The organism is Bradyrhizobium sp. NC92, assembly GCF_025200865.1.
In the GTDB taxonomy this organism is placed as follows: Bacteria; Pseudomonadota; Alphaproteobacteria; order Rhizobiales; family Xanthobacteraceae; genus Bradyrhizobium.
The window spans coordinates 6,543,978-6,556,721 of the sequence record NZ_CP104171.1 but is presented as its reverse complement, the minus strand read 5'-3'; the positions used below and the strand labels follow the sequence as shown (position 1 = coordinate 6,556,721).

The 12,744-nt window shown below is 60.7% G+C and carries 14 protein-coding genes and 1 pseudogene; 3 read left to right on the top strand and 12 right to left on the bottom strand.

What is annotated here, in order from left to right; genetic code table 11:
- Positions 1–195 precede the first annotated feature (195 nt).
- From N2602_RS30815 to N2602_RS30795, 5 genes and pseudogenes are all read right to left on the bottom strand, one after another.
- On the bottom strand, positions 196–432 hold the full coding sequence (locus N2602_RS30815; protein WP_260380408.1) for a hypothetical protein: 237 nt from the start codon (positions 430–432) through the stop codon (positions 196–198).
- Positions 433–637: 205 nt separating this feature from the next.
- Complete coding sequence (locus N2602_RS30810) at positions 638–772, bottom strand: hypothetical protein (RefSeq protein WP_260380407.1); 135 nt, start codon at positions 770–772, stop codon at positions 638–640.
- 3 nt (positions 773–775) lie between these two features.
- Positions 776–1,036: a hypothetical protein gene (locus N2602_RS30805; protein ID WP_260380406.1), complete on the bottom strand. Its 261-nt coding sequence runs from the start codon at positions 1,034–1,036 to the stop codon at positions 776–778.
- A gap of 358 nt (positions 1,037–1,394) precedes the next feature.
- Positions 1,395–2,839, bottom strand: a pseudogene (locus tag N2602_RS30800) (IS1182 family transposase).
- Between the two features lie 288 nt (positions 2,840–3,127).
- Positions 3,128–3,373 (bottom strand): helix-turn-helix domain-containing protein, encoded by a 246-nt coding sequence (locus tag N2602_RS30795; protein WP_260380405.1) that lies wholly within the window; start codon positions 3,371–3,373, stop codon positions 3,128–3,130.
- 172 nt (positions 3,374–3,545) lie between these two features.
- Between N2602_RS30795 and N2602_RS30790 the strand changes: the two genes are divergently transcribed.
- Positions 3,546–4,535: a restriction endonuclease gene (locus N2602_RS30790; RefSeq protein WP_260380404.1), complete on the top strand. Its 990-nt coding sequence runs from the start codon at positions 3,546–3,548 to the stop codon at positions 4,533–4,535.
- A gap of 55 nt (positions 4,536–4,590) precedes the next feature.
- Here N2602_RS30790 and N2602_RS30785 read toward each other — a convergent pair whose 3' ends face one another.
- The 5 genes from N2602_RS30785 to N2602_RS30765 form a co-directional block, all read right to left on the bottom strand.
- A complete protein-coding gene (locus N2602_RS30785; RefSeq protein ID WP_260380403.1) occupies positions 4,591–5,946 on the bottom strand; it encodes a DNA methyltransferase in 1,356 nt (451 codons plus the stop codon).
- Positions 5,947–6,021: 75 nt separating this feature from the next.
- Positions 6,022–6,471, bottom strand: coding sequence for a hypothetical protein (locus tag N2602_RS30780; RefSeq protein WP_260380402.1), 450 nt, complete (start codon positions 6,469–6,471; stop codon positions 6,022–6,024).
- A gap of 21 nt (positions 6,472–6,492) precedes the next feature.
- Entirely contained in the window at positions 6,493–7,002 is a 510-nt protein-coding gene (locus tag N2602_RS30775; RefSeq protein ID WP_260380401.1) for a DUF5681 domain-containing protein, read from the bottom strand.
- Entirely contained in the window at positions 6,983–7,516 is a 534-nt protein-coding gene (locus N2602_RS30770; RefSeq protein WP_260380400.1) for a hypothetical protein, read from the bottom strand. The genes N2602_RS30775 and N2602_RS30770 overlap by 20 nt, the downstream gene beginning before the upstream one ends.
- Before the next feature lie 525 nt (positions 7,517–8,041).
- On the bottom strand, positions 8,042–8,305 hold the full coding sequence (locus N2602_RS30765; RefSeq protein WP_260380399.1) for a hypothetical protein: 264 nt from the start codon (positions 8,303–8,305) through the stop codon (positions 8,042–8,044).
- Between the two features lie 617 nt (positions 8,306–8,922).
- On the opposite strand from N2602_RS30765, the gene N2602_RS30760 reads away from it, so the two are divergent.
- Positions 8,923–9,201: a hypothetical protein gene (locus N2602_RS30760; RefSeq protein ID WP_172785797.1), complete on the top strand. Its 279-nt coding sequence runs from the start codon at positions 8,923–8,925 to the stop codon at positions 9,199–9,201.
- A 67-nt stretch (positions 9,202–9,268) separates the two neighbouring features.
- On the opposite strand, the gene N2602_RS30755 is transcribed toward N2602_RS30760, so the two are convergent.
- Positions 9,269–10,006 (bottom strand): metallophosphoesterase, encoded by a 738-nt coding sequence (locus N2602_RS30755; RefSeq protein ID WP_172785953.1) that lies wholly within the window; start codon positions 10,004–10,006, stop codon positions 9,269–9,271.
- Between the two features lie 614 nt (positions 10,007–10,620).
- Between N2602_RS30755 and N2602_RS30750 the strand changes: the two genes are divergently transcribed.
- A complete protein-coding gene (locus N2602_RS30750; RefSeq protein ID WP_260380398.1) occupies positions 10,621–12,051 on the top strand; it encodes an undecaprenyl-phosphate glucose phosphotransferase in 1,431 nt (476 codons plus the stop codon).
- A gap of 41 nt (positions 12,052–12,092) precedes the next feature.
- Here the strand turns inward: N2602_RS30750 and N2602_RS30745 are convergent, their stop codons facing one another.
- On the bottom strand, positions 12,093–12,380 hold the full coding sequence (locus N2602_RS30745) for a hypothetical protein (RefSeq protein ID WP_172785799.1): 288 nt from the start codon (positions 12,378–12,380) through the stop codon (positions 12,093–12,095).
- Positions 12,381–12,744: the final 364 nt, after the last annotated feature.

The following is a 12,744-nucleotide window of genomic DNA, read 5'->3' as shown; positions in this document are numbered from 1 at the left end:
GCTGCTGGAAGATCAGCATCGCCAGCCCATCCGCCCTAAAGCGTCGGTAAACTCGCCCGAGTGCAGTCACAGCTGACCTCAACGGCCGATCTGCACCGGAGGCGATGACTTCGGCTCTACTCCCGGCTCCAGACCTGCCGCCGCACTGCGCCAACCGACGCGATGGGCCAAAGGCGGACATAGAGCTGAGAGATATCAGATAAAGCCTTCGATGTATTCTCGCACCGCGTTTGTGTCGCCAGCCGCGGCAGCACAGATGCCGAACGCATGGACTTCATGAGGCAATGCGCTGCTTGGGCCATCGAGAATATCCGTCATGATCGACGAAACCGCTTCACGCATACGACCGGCGTCCAGAAGCGCGAACGCGGCTTCCTTGCTCCGCTTAAGACGTTCTTCTCGCGTTAACATTGAAGGCAGGTGGCGGATCATGACGTAAATAGCCTGTTCCTCAGCGGGTTGGCAGTCAATCCGTTGAGAGTGCCAAAAAGCGACGGAGCCCAACACCCTATGCTACCGCGGGACGTCCGTTGAGGAAGGGTGAGCGGACCTCCGGCAGATGCGGCGCAACTTCGCAGATGGGCCAGATGCGGAAGTCAGCGTATGCTGAATGAAAGAGGCGCCAACTGAGGCGGCCTCAATGCAGGCTGCCCCGCAGCCTGCGGATAATCTCCCGCAAGTCGGCGGCGTACTCCTCAATCACGCGCCGCGCTTCCTCCAACCGGATGGGCTTCGGTTTCTCAACCTGCTTTGACTTATCGGGCTTCGCCATGATCTAACGATCTGGCGATCTTGAGCCTGGAGCCTTGAGCGTCGGTCGGCCCAACCCTGCTAGCTCGGTTGGCGGCTGAAGACCGGGCGATCCCAGCCACTTTTCGATCTGCGAGGCAGTTTCATTCTGCCTGATGCGCCGAAGCATATTGTCGCGCTCTGGTCCTGGCGGCAGCGCGTCAAGTTCCCTGCGCATCTGGTCGACGTTCTCTGTCAGACGATCTGCAAGGCTGATGGATTGTTTGAAACGACGCCGTTTGATCATGGCGCGCTCCTTTCCATGAGAGGAAGGCGGGAGCGCTATCTGGCGTTCTCATCACAGATATAAGCCTCGTTCCGGTCTGTGATGAAAGTAAAATTTGGCCACTCCCCAAATCAAACTAGGCCAATTCGGAAACAGCCGGTGCACCTCGCTGCGTGGCAGCAAAACATGACCGAGGCGCAGATGAAGAAGGCCAGCAGGCCCGCTTTGGGTCTTGGCTGTGTGCAAACGGATGGTCGGCACGCGGCCGTGGGTCGCCAATCATTGCAGGCGGCCGATGTTCTCGCGTCGGATCGTCCAATGACCGGCCAAAGTAGGTATCGCGACGCGGTATTGCGCTTTTGGACGCACTTTCCGGGCTTCAGGCGGCGCGGATGGCTGCAATCAGGCGCGGTTTGCCGACGATGTTCATCACCCGTGTGAGGTTATAGGCGAGAACATGCAGCGCCATTTCGGCGGCGACGTTCCGTAGGCGCTTCATCAGGAAGTGGGTCGCCCCCATACGGGCCTTGATCGTGCCGAAGGGATGCTCGACCGTCTCGCGCCGCCTCCGCATGGCGTCGGGGTCGGAATCGAGCCTTCTCTGGACCTCCTCGACCACATGCTCATGCTCCCAGCGTGTGATGCGGCGCTCCTTGGACGGCGTACATTGGCTCTTGATTGCGCAGCCTTGGCACGCTGCTGTCGACCAGTAACGGCGCAGCGTCATTCCATGCTCGATGTTGGTATAGCGATAGGGCAGCACCTGGCCGGACGGGCAGCGGTAGACGTCCTCGTCAGGTAGATAGGCGAAGTCCTGTTTGCCGAACCGACCCTCCGCCTTGGCGTTCGACGTCATGGGCTTGGGCAGCGTGACTGCAACGCCAGCCTCTTTGCAGGCCAATATCTCCTCTCCGTCGAAGTAGCCACGGTCGGCGACCGCCTCGAGTTTGTCCACTTCGAGCACTTCTTTGGCTTGCTTCGACATCCGAGCAAGCTGCCCACGGTCATTGCCGACGTTTATACCTCATGCGTAACAATCAGATGGTGTTCGGTGTCCACCGCGACCTGGACATTGTAGCCGACGACACCCGATCCGCGTCCACTGGTGGCCATCGAACGGGCATCCGGATCGGTCAGCGATATCTGTTGATCCGGCGTCTTGCGCATCTGCGCATCGAGCACTTCCAGGCGGCCCATCTCCTGCTTCAGTCGAGCGATCTTTTCCTTAATCCTCGTTGTCTTGATGCTGATCGCTTCCGATGGCTCCTGCCGATCGGCGCTATCCAGTTGACGCAGATATCGCCCGACGCTTTCCTCGATCTGCGCCATCCGCCTCGCCATCTTGGCATGTGTGAAGTTGCGATCGCGGTTGTTCACTGCCTTGAACTTGCTGCCATCGATTGCGACGCTTGGGGTCTGCAACAGGCCCATTTGCCGGCATAGCGCAACGAACTTCGCACAAACCTTCCGAAGCGCCGCACCATTGTCCTTCCGGAAATCGGCGATCGTCTTATGATCGGGAGCCAGGCGGCCGATCAGCCACATCACCTCGATATTGCGGCACGCCTCACGTTCCAGGCGGCGACTGGATTGCACCCGATTGAGATAACCGTAGATGTAAAGCTTCAGAAGGACTGCCGGATGATAGGAAGGCCGGCCCGTCTCCTTGGCGATCACACGCTCAAATCCCATTCCATGCAGGTCGAGCGCCTCGACAAACACGTCGATCACATGGACCGCGTTGCCCTCGTCTACCCAATCCTCCAGACATTCCGGCAAGAGCGTCAGCTGGGATCTGTCCGCGCCTTCAACGAAGCGTCCCATCCGTATCCCCCCATTAGGAAACGGAGGAATCGTAACCGACTCGCGGCTTTTCACACAGCCAGGGTCAAAATGCGAATAACTCAACGTGAGCAAATCTAGTCCGCCATGCTCCACTGAGCGGACCTCAACGAGATGAGCTTCCGCTTCGCTGATGGACCATCTGGAGACCCACGCACCGCGTGAATCGAAAACCTCATAATGCGCGGCCCGTGCGACGCGGACGTCCGCTTTCTCTCCAACCGATATCATAAGTCAGGTAGTGGGGGGCTTACGGACCGCTTTTGACAGCTAGTTCGTCTTCTCCCGCACAAACCGCCGTAACAGTTTCAGCGGATCGACCTCAAGTGCCTCCGCGATGGCGATGAACTCAACGACATCCAACCGCCGCTCGCCGCCCTCGTATTTGGCGACAAAGGATTGCGGCTTGCGCAGCTTCTTGGCGAGCGCCTGCTGGCGGATGCCAGCCTTATGGCGCGTTGCAACAAGGAGCGCGATCAGGCGGGCATATTCGGCGGATTTGAGGGACTTTTCCATTCACCGCCGGGGCTTGCGATTCGGCGGCAGATAATTTGATCCTGGAATGGGATTATCCCAAAAGAGGATAATATTAACTCTGTTCTGTTATCCGTCTTAGGTCACGCTCGACTTCCGGCGCGGACAGAGCGAAGTCCGCAACAATTGCTCGCGTGAGCCGATGGTGTCCGGAATGAATAAAGCAGGATTGGCAAATCAGACGGGATCGAACGAAGAGGTCGCGAGAGCTTCGCCGCTCAAGGTGAGGGCGGTGCGCTACATCAAACTTGGTCCAGGCCGCAAATGGGCAGCTGAAGCCCTCAAGCGGGGCATCGTTCCCCTCGACTTCCGCGGGGTCGGCCACGACGCCTGCGCCAGGGGCGATTGGGACGAGGTCCGTCGGCAGTTGATTGCAATGGGCCGGAAAGAGCGAGCCCTGAAAGACGACGAGCGCGAATTGAAGGATTTTTATAGGCTCGGGCCCGAGACGCTGTGGTTCACCATCGCCAATGGGTATGTCTGGTGGACCTTCGCACAAGATGGGGTTCTGGAAGGCGACCAGGACGATGCGGATGCGCCCCCAAGATTTCGCCCGGTCCGGACCGCTTGGCGCAACACCGGCCTCACAGGCAGGCTGCTGACGGAACGCAGCTTCAGCTCGGCCTTAAGCAGTATCGCTAGCTATCGGCGAACCATCTGTGAAGTGCGAGAGGCCGGATATTTGCTGCGGCGAATTCGCGGTGAGGATGAGCCGCTCCGTCTCAAGGCCAATCAGTTGTTTGCAGAGCTGACGACGACCGCTGCCGATCTGGTCCGCCGGTTGGATTGGCGGGATTTCGAGACCTTGGTCGATCTGATTTTTGCTCACAGCGGCTATAGGCGCCAAACCGCGCTTGGCGGAGCCCAACCGGACGTCGATTTTATCGCGCGGCAACCGCTGACGGGCGATACCGCCTGGGTGCAGGTCAAATCGCACGCAACGCAGGCGGTGTTTGAGGATTATCTCGAGCGGTTTGAGAGGGAGGCGGGGGCCGGTGCCTTTTTCTTCATCTATCACTCCGCCAATCGGCCGATCCGGATGGGCGCGACGATGGCCAACGTGCACATCTGGTCGGCGGACAAGATCGCCAGTGCGGCGGTCGAAGCCGGCCTGTTCGGCTGGGTGGCCGAGCGCGTTCTCTAGTTTAGATGCAGCAGCCAGGCCGGCCCCGCGCGGGGACCGGCCAAGCGCATGGCGGCTATTCGGCCGCCTCGCTGACGCAAGGCTGTTCGCGTTGACGCCGCGCCGCAACCGCCTCGAAGGCCTCGCCGGTGGCCTCCAGGACCGCACCTAGACCGCAGACGGCCTGAAGCCGCCGCAGCGTAACGTCGCAGTAGCGCGGATCGATTTCGATACCGTAGCCGATGCGGCCGGTGCGCTCTGCCGCGATCAGCGTTGTGCCCGAGCCGAGAAAGGGATCGAGGATGAGGCCCTTGCGGCGTGAGCAGTCGCGGATTGCGTCCTCGACCAGAGCGACGGGCTTGACCGTCGGATGCAACTGCAGGTCCGCGCGACCCGCGCCGAACGAGCTGACGCCATCATAATTCCAGACGTTGGTCCGGTTGCGCCCGAACCGACCAAGATCGATGTTGTTGATATGCGGCGCCGTGCCCGATTTGAACACGCAGACGAGTTCGTGCTGCGACCGGTAGAACGAGCCCATGCCTGCATTGTTCTTGGCCCAAACGCAGAGGTTTTTCAGCTCGCTGTAAACACTGTCGGCGGCCGCCAGCATGTGTTGGACATGCCGCCAATCAATGCACTGGAAGTGGATCGCGCCGTTGACGGAATGGCACGCGAGATGGCGAAACACCGAGGCAAGAAAGCCGGTGAATTCGGCATCCGACATTTCGCCGGAGGCCATGGCGAACTCCGGGTGTACGACCTCGCCGTTGCCGGACACATGCCCTGCGATCGGCACGTTGTAGGGTGGATCGGAGAACACCATCTGGGCTTTCGTGCCATCGAGCAAGCGACGATAGGTTTCCTCCTTGATCGAATCTCCGCAGATCAGGCGATGCTGACCGATGCACCAGACGTCTCCGACCTGGCTGGTGGCGTGACCGGAGGCGGGCTCGGTCAGCTGATCAGCTGCATCGGTGCTTGTCCTCGTGTCTTCTCCTACCGCCTCGATTAGCAAGTCGATCTCGGGAATCTCAAAGCCTGTAATCGTGATGTCGAGATCGATGTCGATCTCCGAGAGATATTGCAGCTCGAGCCCCAACAGGCGCTTGTCCCAGCCGGCGTTCTCGGCGAGCTTGTTGTCCGCGATGACATAGGCGCGGATTTCTGCCTCGCTCATGTCGGCAAGCCGGAGCGTCGGGACTTGGCCCATACCGATCAGCTTCGCCGCGGCGAGGCGGCCGTGGCCCGCGATGACACCGTTGCCCTCATCGATCAGAACCGGGTTCGTGAAGCCGAATTGCCGGATGGCTTTGGCGATCTGCTCGATTTGCTTTTTCGAGTGGGTGCGCGGGTTGTTGGCGCGGGGATTGAGGATTCCGGTGTCCTTGTAGACGATGGCGAGTTGGTGTCGTTGCGATCGGTCTTCCATGTGAAGCTCCTTGTTGGGTTGAACAAGGAGGACCTATCGGCGCGCTGAGCCGGGTTCATTCAGAATAAATCGGCGCTATTTTCGTGAACCGATTTCGTTGAGGAAAGCCCTTACGCCGATCGAGAGGCCCCAGCGCTGGATGACGTCGCCGGCGACTCGCTCATGCGCCGGTGTGTGGAGGCGTCCCTTCGCCGCCCTGGTCGGGGAGGCTTGCGCGCGTTCCGCAGTTTCGGCTTGTCGCAGCTCTTGAAGCCTCCAGTGATAGTCAGCCTTGGCCAGCCAAAGGCGCGTTTGCTGGTCTGCATTGCGCGGTGGGCGGCCGAGCCTGCCCTTCAGTTCGCCCCGCAGAGCCTTGATGAGGATCGGCTGCAACCAAGGAGGGACCGGATGGTCGGGGTTTACCTCCATCAACCGGGCGAGTTGCTCGGGAGTGGGCTCGCGGCCCTGCTGCAGCTGCAATTCCCAATATCGGAAGGTGGTCTCGTCGAAGAGGTCATAGAGCGTCGGTTCGTTTGGCTCGTCCATGATCGATTGCCGGGCTTGGGGCTAGGGGTTGTACTTGCGGTGAAACGCAAGAAGGGCAGCTCCGTATTCGCTGGCCTCGCCATTGAGGGCTTTAAGAAACTCTTCCGCCCGGAGATCGATCGCAGCGCTGGGCATCGGAGCATCTTTGCTGCGCGCCTGCTCTTGGGCGATATAGTCCTCTAGCTCCAGCGGGGCGGGCACCAGCAGCAGGCCGCGTCCTGGTTGCTCCGGTCGTTCGGCCGAAACATGCGCCCGGAGCTCATCGACAAGGCGGATGGCCGTAGGCTTTCCGTCCGCGGCCTGCGCTCTTAGGACTTGCAAGGCGATTTCCAGCCGCGAAAGCCGTTGCTTCTTGCCACCGATTAAGATGCCGTCTCGGCGCAGCGCGAATTTGCGGGTCATGGCGTCCAAGCTTACCGCGCCGCGCGGCCGGCCCCGCGGATTGCCGGATACGCCCTTGACAAAGCGCTTGTCGGCGGGTGGCGGCGCTCGGCCGTGTGCTGACGCGCCGTCAAAAGACTTCTTTGCCATCGGACCTTGCCCTCTTGAGAGCTTCCTGTTTGAGCGTTGCGATCTTTGCGCATTCCTCGTCATAGACGGCTCGATAGTCTTGGTAGACTTCCTCGTTCCATGGCGGGGGCCCGACCTCGCGGATCAGAAGCCCTGCGAGCTCCAGCGGTACGTCCTGGGGCGCTTCGATAACAAGGCCGGAGGATGCAAGGGCAGACCGCTCGAGCAGGCCTGCGCCGCGGCAGTACTGCAGAAATTGCTTGATAGCCCCGATCTCGCCCTTGAGGACGCGCTTGAAGAGGCCGTGCAGGGTGGCCTCATGAAGGTGCATCTTGACCTTCCTGCCCCGGCTTTTGACCTGCAAGGGTTCATCGAGCAAAGCGGCAAGATCCGGCGCGACATGCGCTGCGGCTCGCCGTCTGTTCCGCGCGGGCTGGCGCTCTGCACCAAAACGCGTCTCTAGAGGGGGCTTTTTGTACCCCACCTTGTAGCTCGTCGATTTGAGGCCTTGCTCGGCCTTGCACCTGACAGGCACGATTTTGCTCCAGCGTCAGCGCCGCGGATCATGACCTCCGTCCTGAGTTGAAGCGCCCAGGGCAAAAGCATGCCGTGACGCGGTTGATTGCCACGTTACGCATTCTGTTATGTCTGCCGGGGTTTCTGGGGCATGACGGCCAGCTTTTGAGCAGGCCGCTACCCTGTATTTAGGAGCGAATTGCGCGATCGTCAAACATAATCAAGCGCTGCAGCCGTGAGGGTTCACGTCGTGCCGTTCTTCCCTGAGCGCAGGTCGATTTGCCGCGATTGAAAAACGAATTCCCGCGAGATTCTGCGCGGGAAATCGGCTGGATCGATCAAGTATTTCAAGTCGTTCAGCGCCTGGGGCCAGCGGTTGGCCGACTGTATTTGAGCATTTGCCCTGTTATTTCCCGCTGGCGAGCCCCCTCAGCCCATCGGCGTTGCACCGCTAAAACGAAAACCGCCACCCCTGGTCTCAGGACAAGACGTGCGGCGGTTCGGAAGTGCACGCGGCGGTCTGTTGGCTAAACGGTTCGACGCGTCAGCGCACGTACCAATACCCCCACCAGCGCTGCGACACCGGCCGCGCCTGCGCCTTCATGGCCGCGACCTCCTCCACGGAGCGCAGCTGCGGGCCATAGATCGCGGGCGGGTAGACGTCGTCCCAGAACACAAGTCCGCCTTGGACGGCGGCAGCCCGGTGTGACCGGGCAAGCGCGAGCTCGGCGGCTGAGGTGACGGATGTCGCCAGGGTGAGGCCGAGAGCAGACAGGGCAATGGACGAAACAACGGCGCGGAAGTTCATTGGATTGAATCCCTCATGAAATGCGATGTGCAATAATGCGACGGGTTCCGGATGGTTGCAAGGGTATGGGCTCACCGGCTGACGCCGAATTTCCAGTTGCAGGGGCGCATGGTCTCGCCGGCGCGCGTCGGCTCGACCGCGACGGGCCTGGGTGCATCGCTACGAGAACGTCTCCAAGATTGTGGTCGCCATATATAGAGTGTTCGATGATCACCACCGGCCGAGACGAGATCGGGCAGAGGTCGGCCGCTTTGGCACGCGCGCGGCATGCATGCAAAGCAGGCCGAACCTTGAACATTTTTTCGGCGCCCGTGAATCCTCTTGAACCATGATGTCGACACACTGCTCACTCTTCATAGGAGGCGCACGATCCAGGACGCTCCCATGACTTCTACGTTTGTCTCGGCTTTCATTTTCGGCGCTGGCCTCATTTTCGGATACGCGTTGCGCGCGTGGCGCGTCGAACGAAGAGCTGTGAACTCATCCAGCGGCGCCTCGCGCCGGGCGTCGCGGCCCGCTCCGACCTCTACGTTCGGCCATGCCCGGCGAGCCTTCTAGGCATCGTCCCATGCCACGGCTGCATCCAGCGTCACACCGAACCGATGGGACATGAAGACATGAGTGAGCCCAAGAACGATGCGCCGCGACGCTATATCGTGGACGGCGCCGGACAGCGCGTGCTCGTTGGTCTCACGATATCGGAAACGATCGAGTTCGAGGCGCTGGACAAGCCGGACACTCGTGCCGGTGCCGGCATGCTCGGCGAGGCGGCGCGCGTCCGCGAGGCCAGGCATGGCGAACGCTGGGTGGAGCTCTACGTCAAGCACGAACGCGCCTGGAATGACTGGATGGCCCAGACGCGTGTGCGGCCGGCGCAGTCGCCGCTGCTCAACTAGAAACCGCGAGCGTCCATTCCATCCTTGAGACCCTCTCGCGCGTCGGGGGGCAGGAGGCTGAAACTCATCACACCGCGAGCATGCGGCTTCCCTGGATGCTCATCAGGGTGAGGTTGCCGGTCGCATAGGCGCCGGTGTCGATATTGGCGCGGTTGGCCAGCAATTCGGCGCTGCGGACCGGCGTATGACCGTGGACGATATATTTGCCGAACTGCTCCTCGCTCCGCAGGAATTCCTCGCGAATCCAGAGCAGATCGCGCTCGGTCTGCTCGGCCAACGGGACGCCCGGACGTACGCCGGCGTGGACGAAAAAGAAGTCTCCGCAACTGAAGCTCAACCGCAGATTGTCCAGAAATTCCAGATGCTCGGTCGGCATCGCGCGAATCAAGTCACGCAGGATCGATGCCGGCTCGTCGCGCTTGAGATCGGGCGGAGCAAGCCCGTAGGACATCAATGTCTGGGTGCCGCCGAAGGCAATCCAGTCCTCGAACAGTGAAGGGTCTTCGAACACCCTCACCAGAAAGGCCTCGTGGTTGCCCTTGAGGAAGACCGCATTTCCCCGGCGACTCCGCTCGACCAGGATGTCGAGGGTGGAACGCGTATCCGGGCCGCGATCGATGTAATCGCCCATGAAGACTTCGATAGCATAGCGCGGCTGGCTGCGCGCAACGTCGGCGTCGATCACCCGCAGCATGGGCTCGAGCAAATGCGCGCAGCCGTGAATATCCGAGATCGCATAGATGCGGACGCCGTCCGGCAATTGCGGTTTGGGAAGCGACGGCTGGGATCGCGCGAAAGATTTCATGGCGCTCATCGATCGGGTGGTCGGAAAAACATCCCCAAGTCGCCGGCACCGGAGAGCGTCCATCCAACGCGAACAAGGCGAGTTCCATGGGGGCGCAACCTGTTGTCCGTCCCGATCACGCCAAAAGAAGGGCACGGCATTTTTTGCCGAGTTGTTTTTGATGGTGTCAGGAACGAGAGGGCTCCGTAGGAATTGCATCGCTGCCTCGAAGCGTGCGGCAAGTCTGCATGACTCGTGGCAGATTCTCGCATACACCCGCAGATAGAAATCCCTGGAAATTCTCGCAAGTGATCCGATGTTGCGTTCGGCGGCAGCAAAGCAGCGCCTCAAAGTTGAGCGAAGAGCGGTTCGTGCAACGATTGCGTCGCGTCCAATGCGGAACTTGATTCAAAATAGGGCAGTCCGTTCGCTCATATGTCAGCACTGTGACGACATTTTCAGCGCGTCGAATTTCGCGACGCATCTCAACGCGACGCATCGTTCGTGCGCCGCAAAAGTTTCGCGTGCAGCGCCACAATGTCGCTGCGATCGAACAACACTTTCGGTGCGGGGGATTGACGAGTCTTCAGCATCACGATGAGCGTCAGGCACTCTCTCGATACGCAGAGGTTCGAATGGCTGTTGCAACTTATGGTTCTGAAAGCGCGCATGCGCTGTCATCTGCGCGCGGCAGTGCGCTTCAGAGGCCCTTTCAGATCGTCGTCATCGCTGCTGACTTTCTGTTGATTCTGCTGAGTTACGCAGCGGGGGCTTCGCTGTATGGTGTGGCGGTCGCGTCGCCCCCTGACGGTGCATCGGTGGGAGCCGGATTGTTCGTCGGCGTGGTGTTCGTCGGAATCGCCTATTTCCGGGACGTCTATTCCACGCACCGCCTGCTCAATCTGCTTTGGCAGCTTCGAATGGCGGCGTTTATCTGGCTGACGTCGCTCACGATCCTTGCTGTTGCGGCCTTCCTGCTGAAGTCGACGGACAATCTGTCGCGCGGCACCGTGATCGTCTTCGCCGTGATCGGCGGGCTCGGCTTGATCAGCCTGCGCTTCGTCTGGCAGGCCGTGTTCGGCACGAGCTTTGCGAGAAGCCGCCTGGTCGATCGCAAGGTGATCCTGCTCAGCCTGAAGCCGCTCGACTTCACCTCGAGCCGCTTCAAGGATTTGCGCAGGAACGGCTTCGACGTCATGCGCCATTTCGTGCTGGGAGATGACCGGGATGATGGCCAATGGGAGCGGCAGATTCGCGACGTCATCCGTCAGTCGCGCGCGGCCGATGTCGACGAATATCTGCTCGCGATCGACTGGAACGAATTGCCGATGCTGCGCAAGCTCGGGCCATATTTGCGCGCCGTCCCGCAGCCCATTCGCCTGCTGCCGGACGATTCGGTTGCCGACCTGGTGACCCGTCCCTTTTTGCCGGTCAGCGGCACCGTCGCGGTCGAGATCCAGCGGCCGCCGCTCACCATTCTCGAACGGCTGCAAAAGCGCTGTCTCGATGTCGGCGTCGCTCTGTTCGCGCTCGTGCTGCTGACGCCGCTGCTGCTGACCGTGGCCGTGCTGATCAAGCTGGATTCGCCGGGAACCGTCATATTCCGGCAGTCGCGCCGCGGCTTCAACGGCAAGCCATTCGAGATCTGGAAGTTCCGCACCATGACGGTCTCCGAGAATGGCGAGACGGTAACCCAGGCGACCAAGAAGGATGCTCGCGTCACCAAGATCGGCCGCTTCCTGCGCATGACCAGCATTGACGAGCTGCCGCAGCTCTGGAACGTGCTGCGGGGGGACATGTCGCTGGTGGGACCGCGTCCGCACGCGCTCGCCCATGACAATTACTACGACGAGCTCATCAGCAAGTATGTCTACCGCCATCACATGAAGCCGGGCCTGACCGGCTGGGCTCAGGTGAACGGATTCAGGGGCGAAACGCCCACGATCGATCTGATGGAAAAGCGGGTCGAGTACGACGTCTGGTACGTCAGCAACTGGAGCATCTGGCTCGACCTGAAGATCATGGCCCGCACAGCGTCCGCAGTGATGTTCCAGGAAGCCTATTAGTCGCTCAATCTCTGAATGGCCTGCCTCCGGCCCCGGGGGCCTCAGGTTTTATTCTGCGGGGGCTTGCCGAGGAGCCGCATGATCGCATCGCGCAGGGCGAGCAGCGGCGGCACGAGCACGAAGAAGGCGCCCATCGCGACGGAGACGATGACGTGGCGGATCGAGAAAGGCTCGTCCTGCTCGATCTGGCGCCGGCTCGGGTCGATGGGCGCGGGTGAGAGCGTCGTCGCCATGGGTTGGCGGAGCGGCTTGCGTGGAGGGACCACGATCAACACGAATAGAATGTTGAGCAGAACCCAAATAGTCAAAATCGTCAGGACGATCAGCATCCGAGCCTACCGGAAAAGAACTGCGAGTATGAGCCGAGATTAGCCTCGGGGAACCGAGAAAGAAAGATGCCTAAAGTTTCGGCATTTTCAGGCATCAAGCTCGGATTGTCTCGTCTTATCGACGGATGATTGTCCCTCGGCGCATTGTTCCGGCGACCACCGTACCCGTCAATCCTTGCTTTTGGCTAGAGCAATAACTGCAAGTTGTGGATTCCGGACGAATACGGACTCGCGCGCAGGTCCGGCGCGCTTGCCGCATCTCCGGTCCGTGTGCGAGGGCGCACGCGATGCCATTCAAGCGACCGCCAAGCACGAATAAGGCCCGCTGCCAGATGGCTGCGGGCCTTAAGATCGCTCAGTTCGG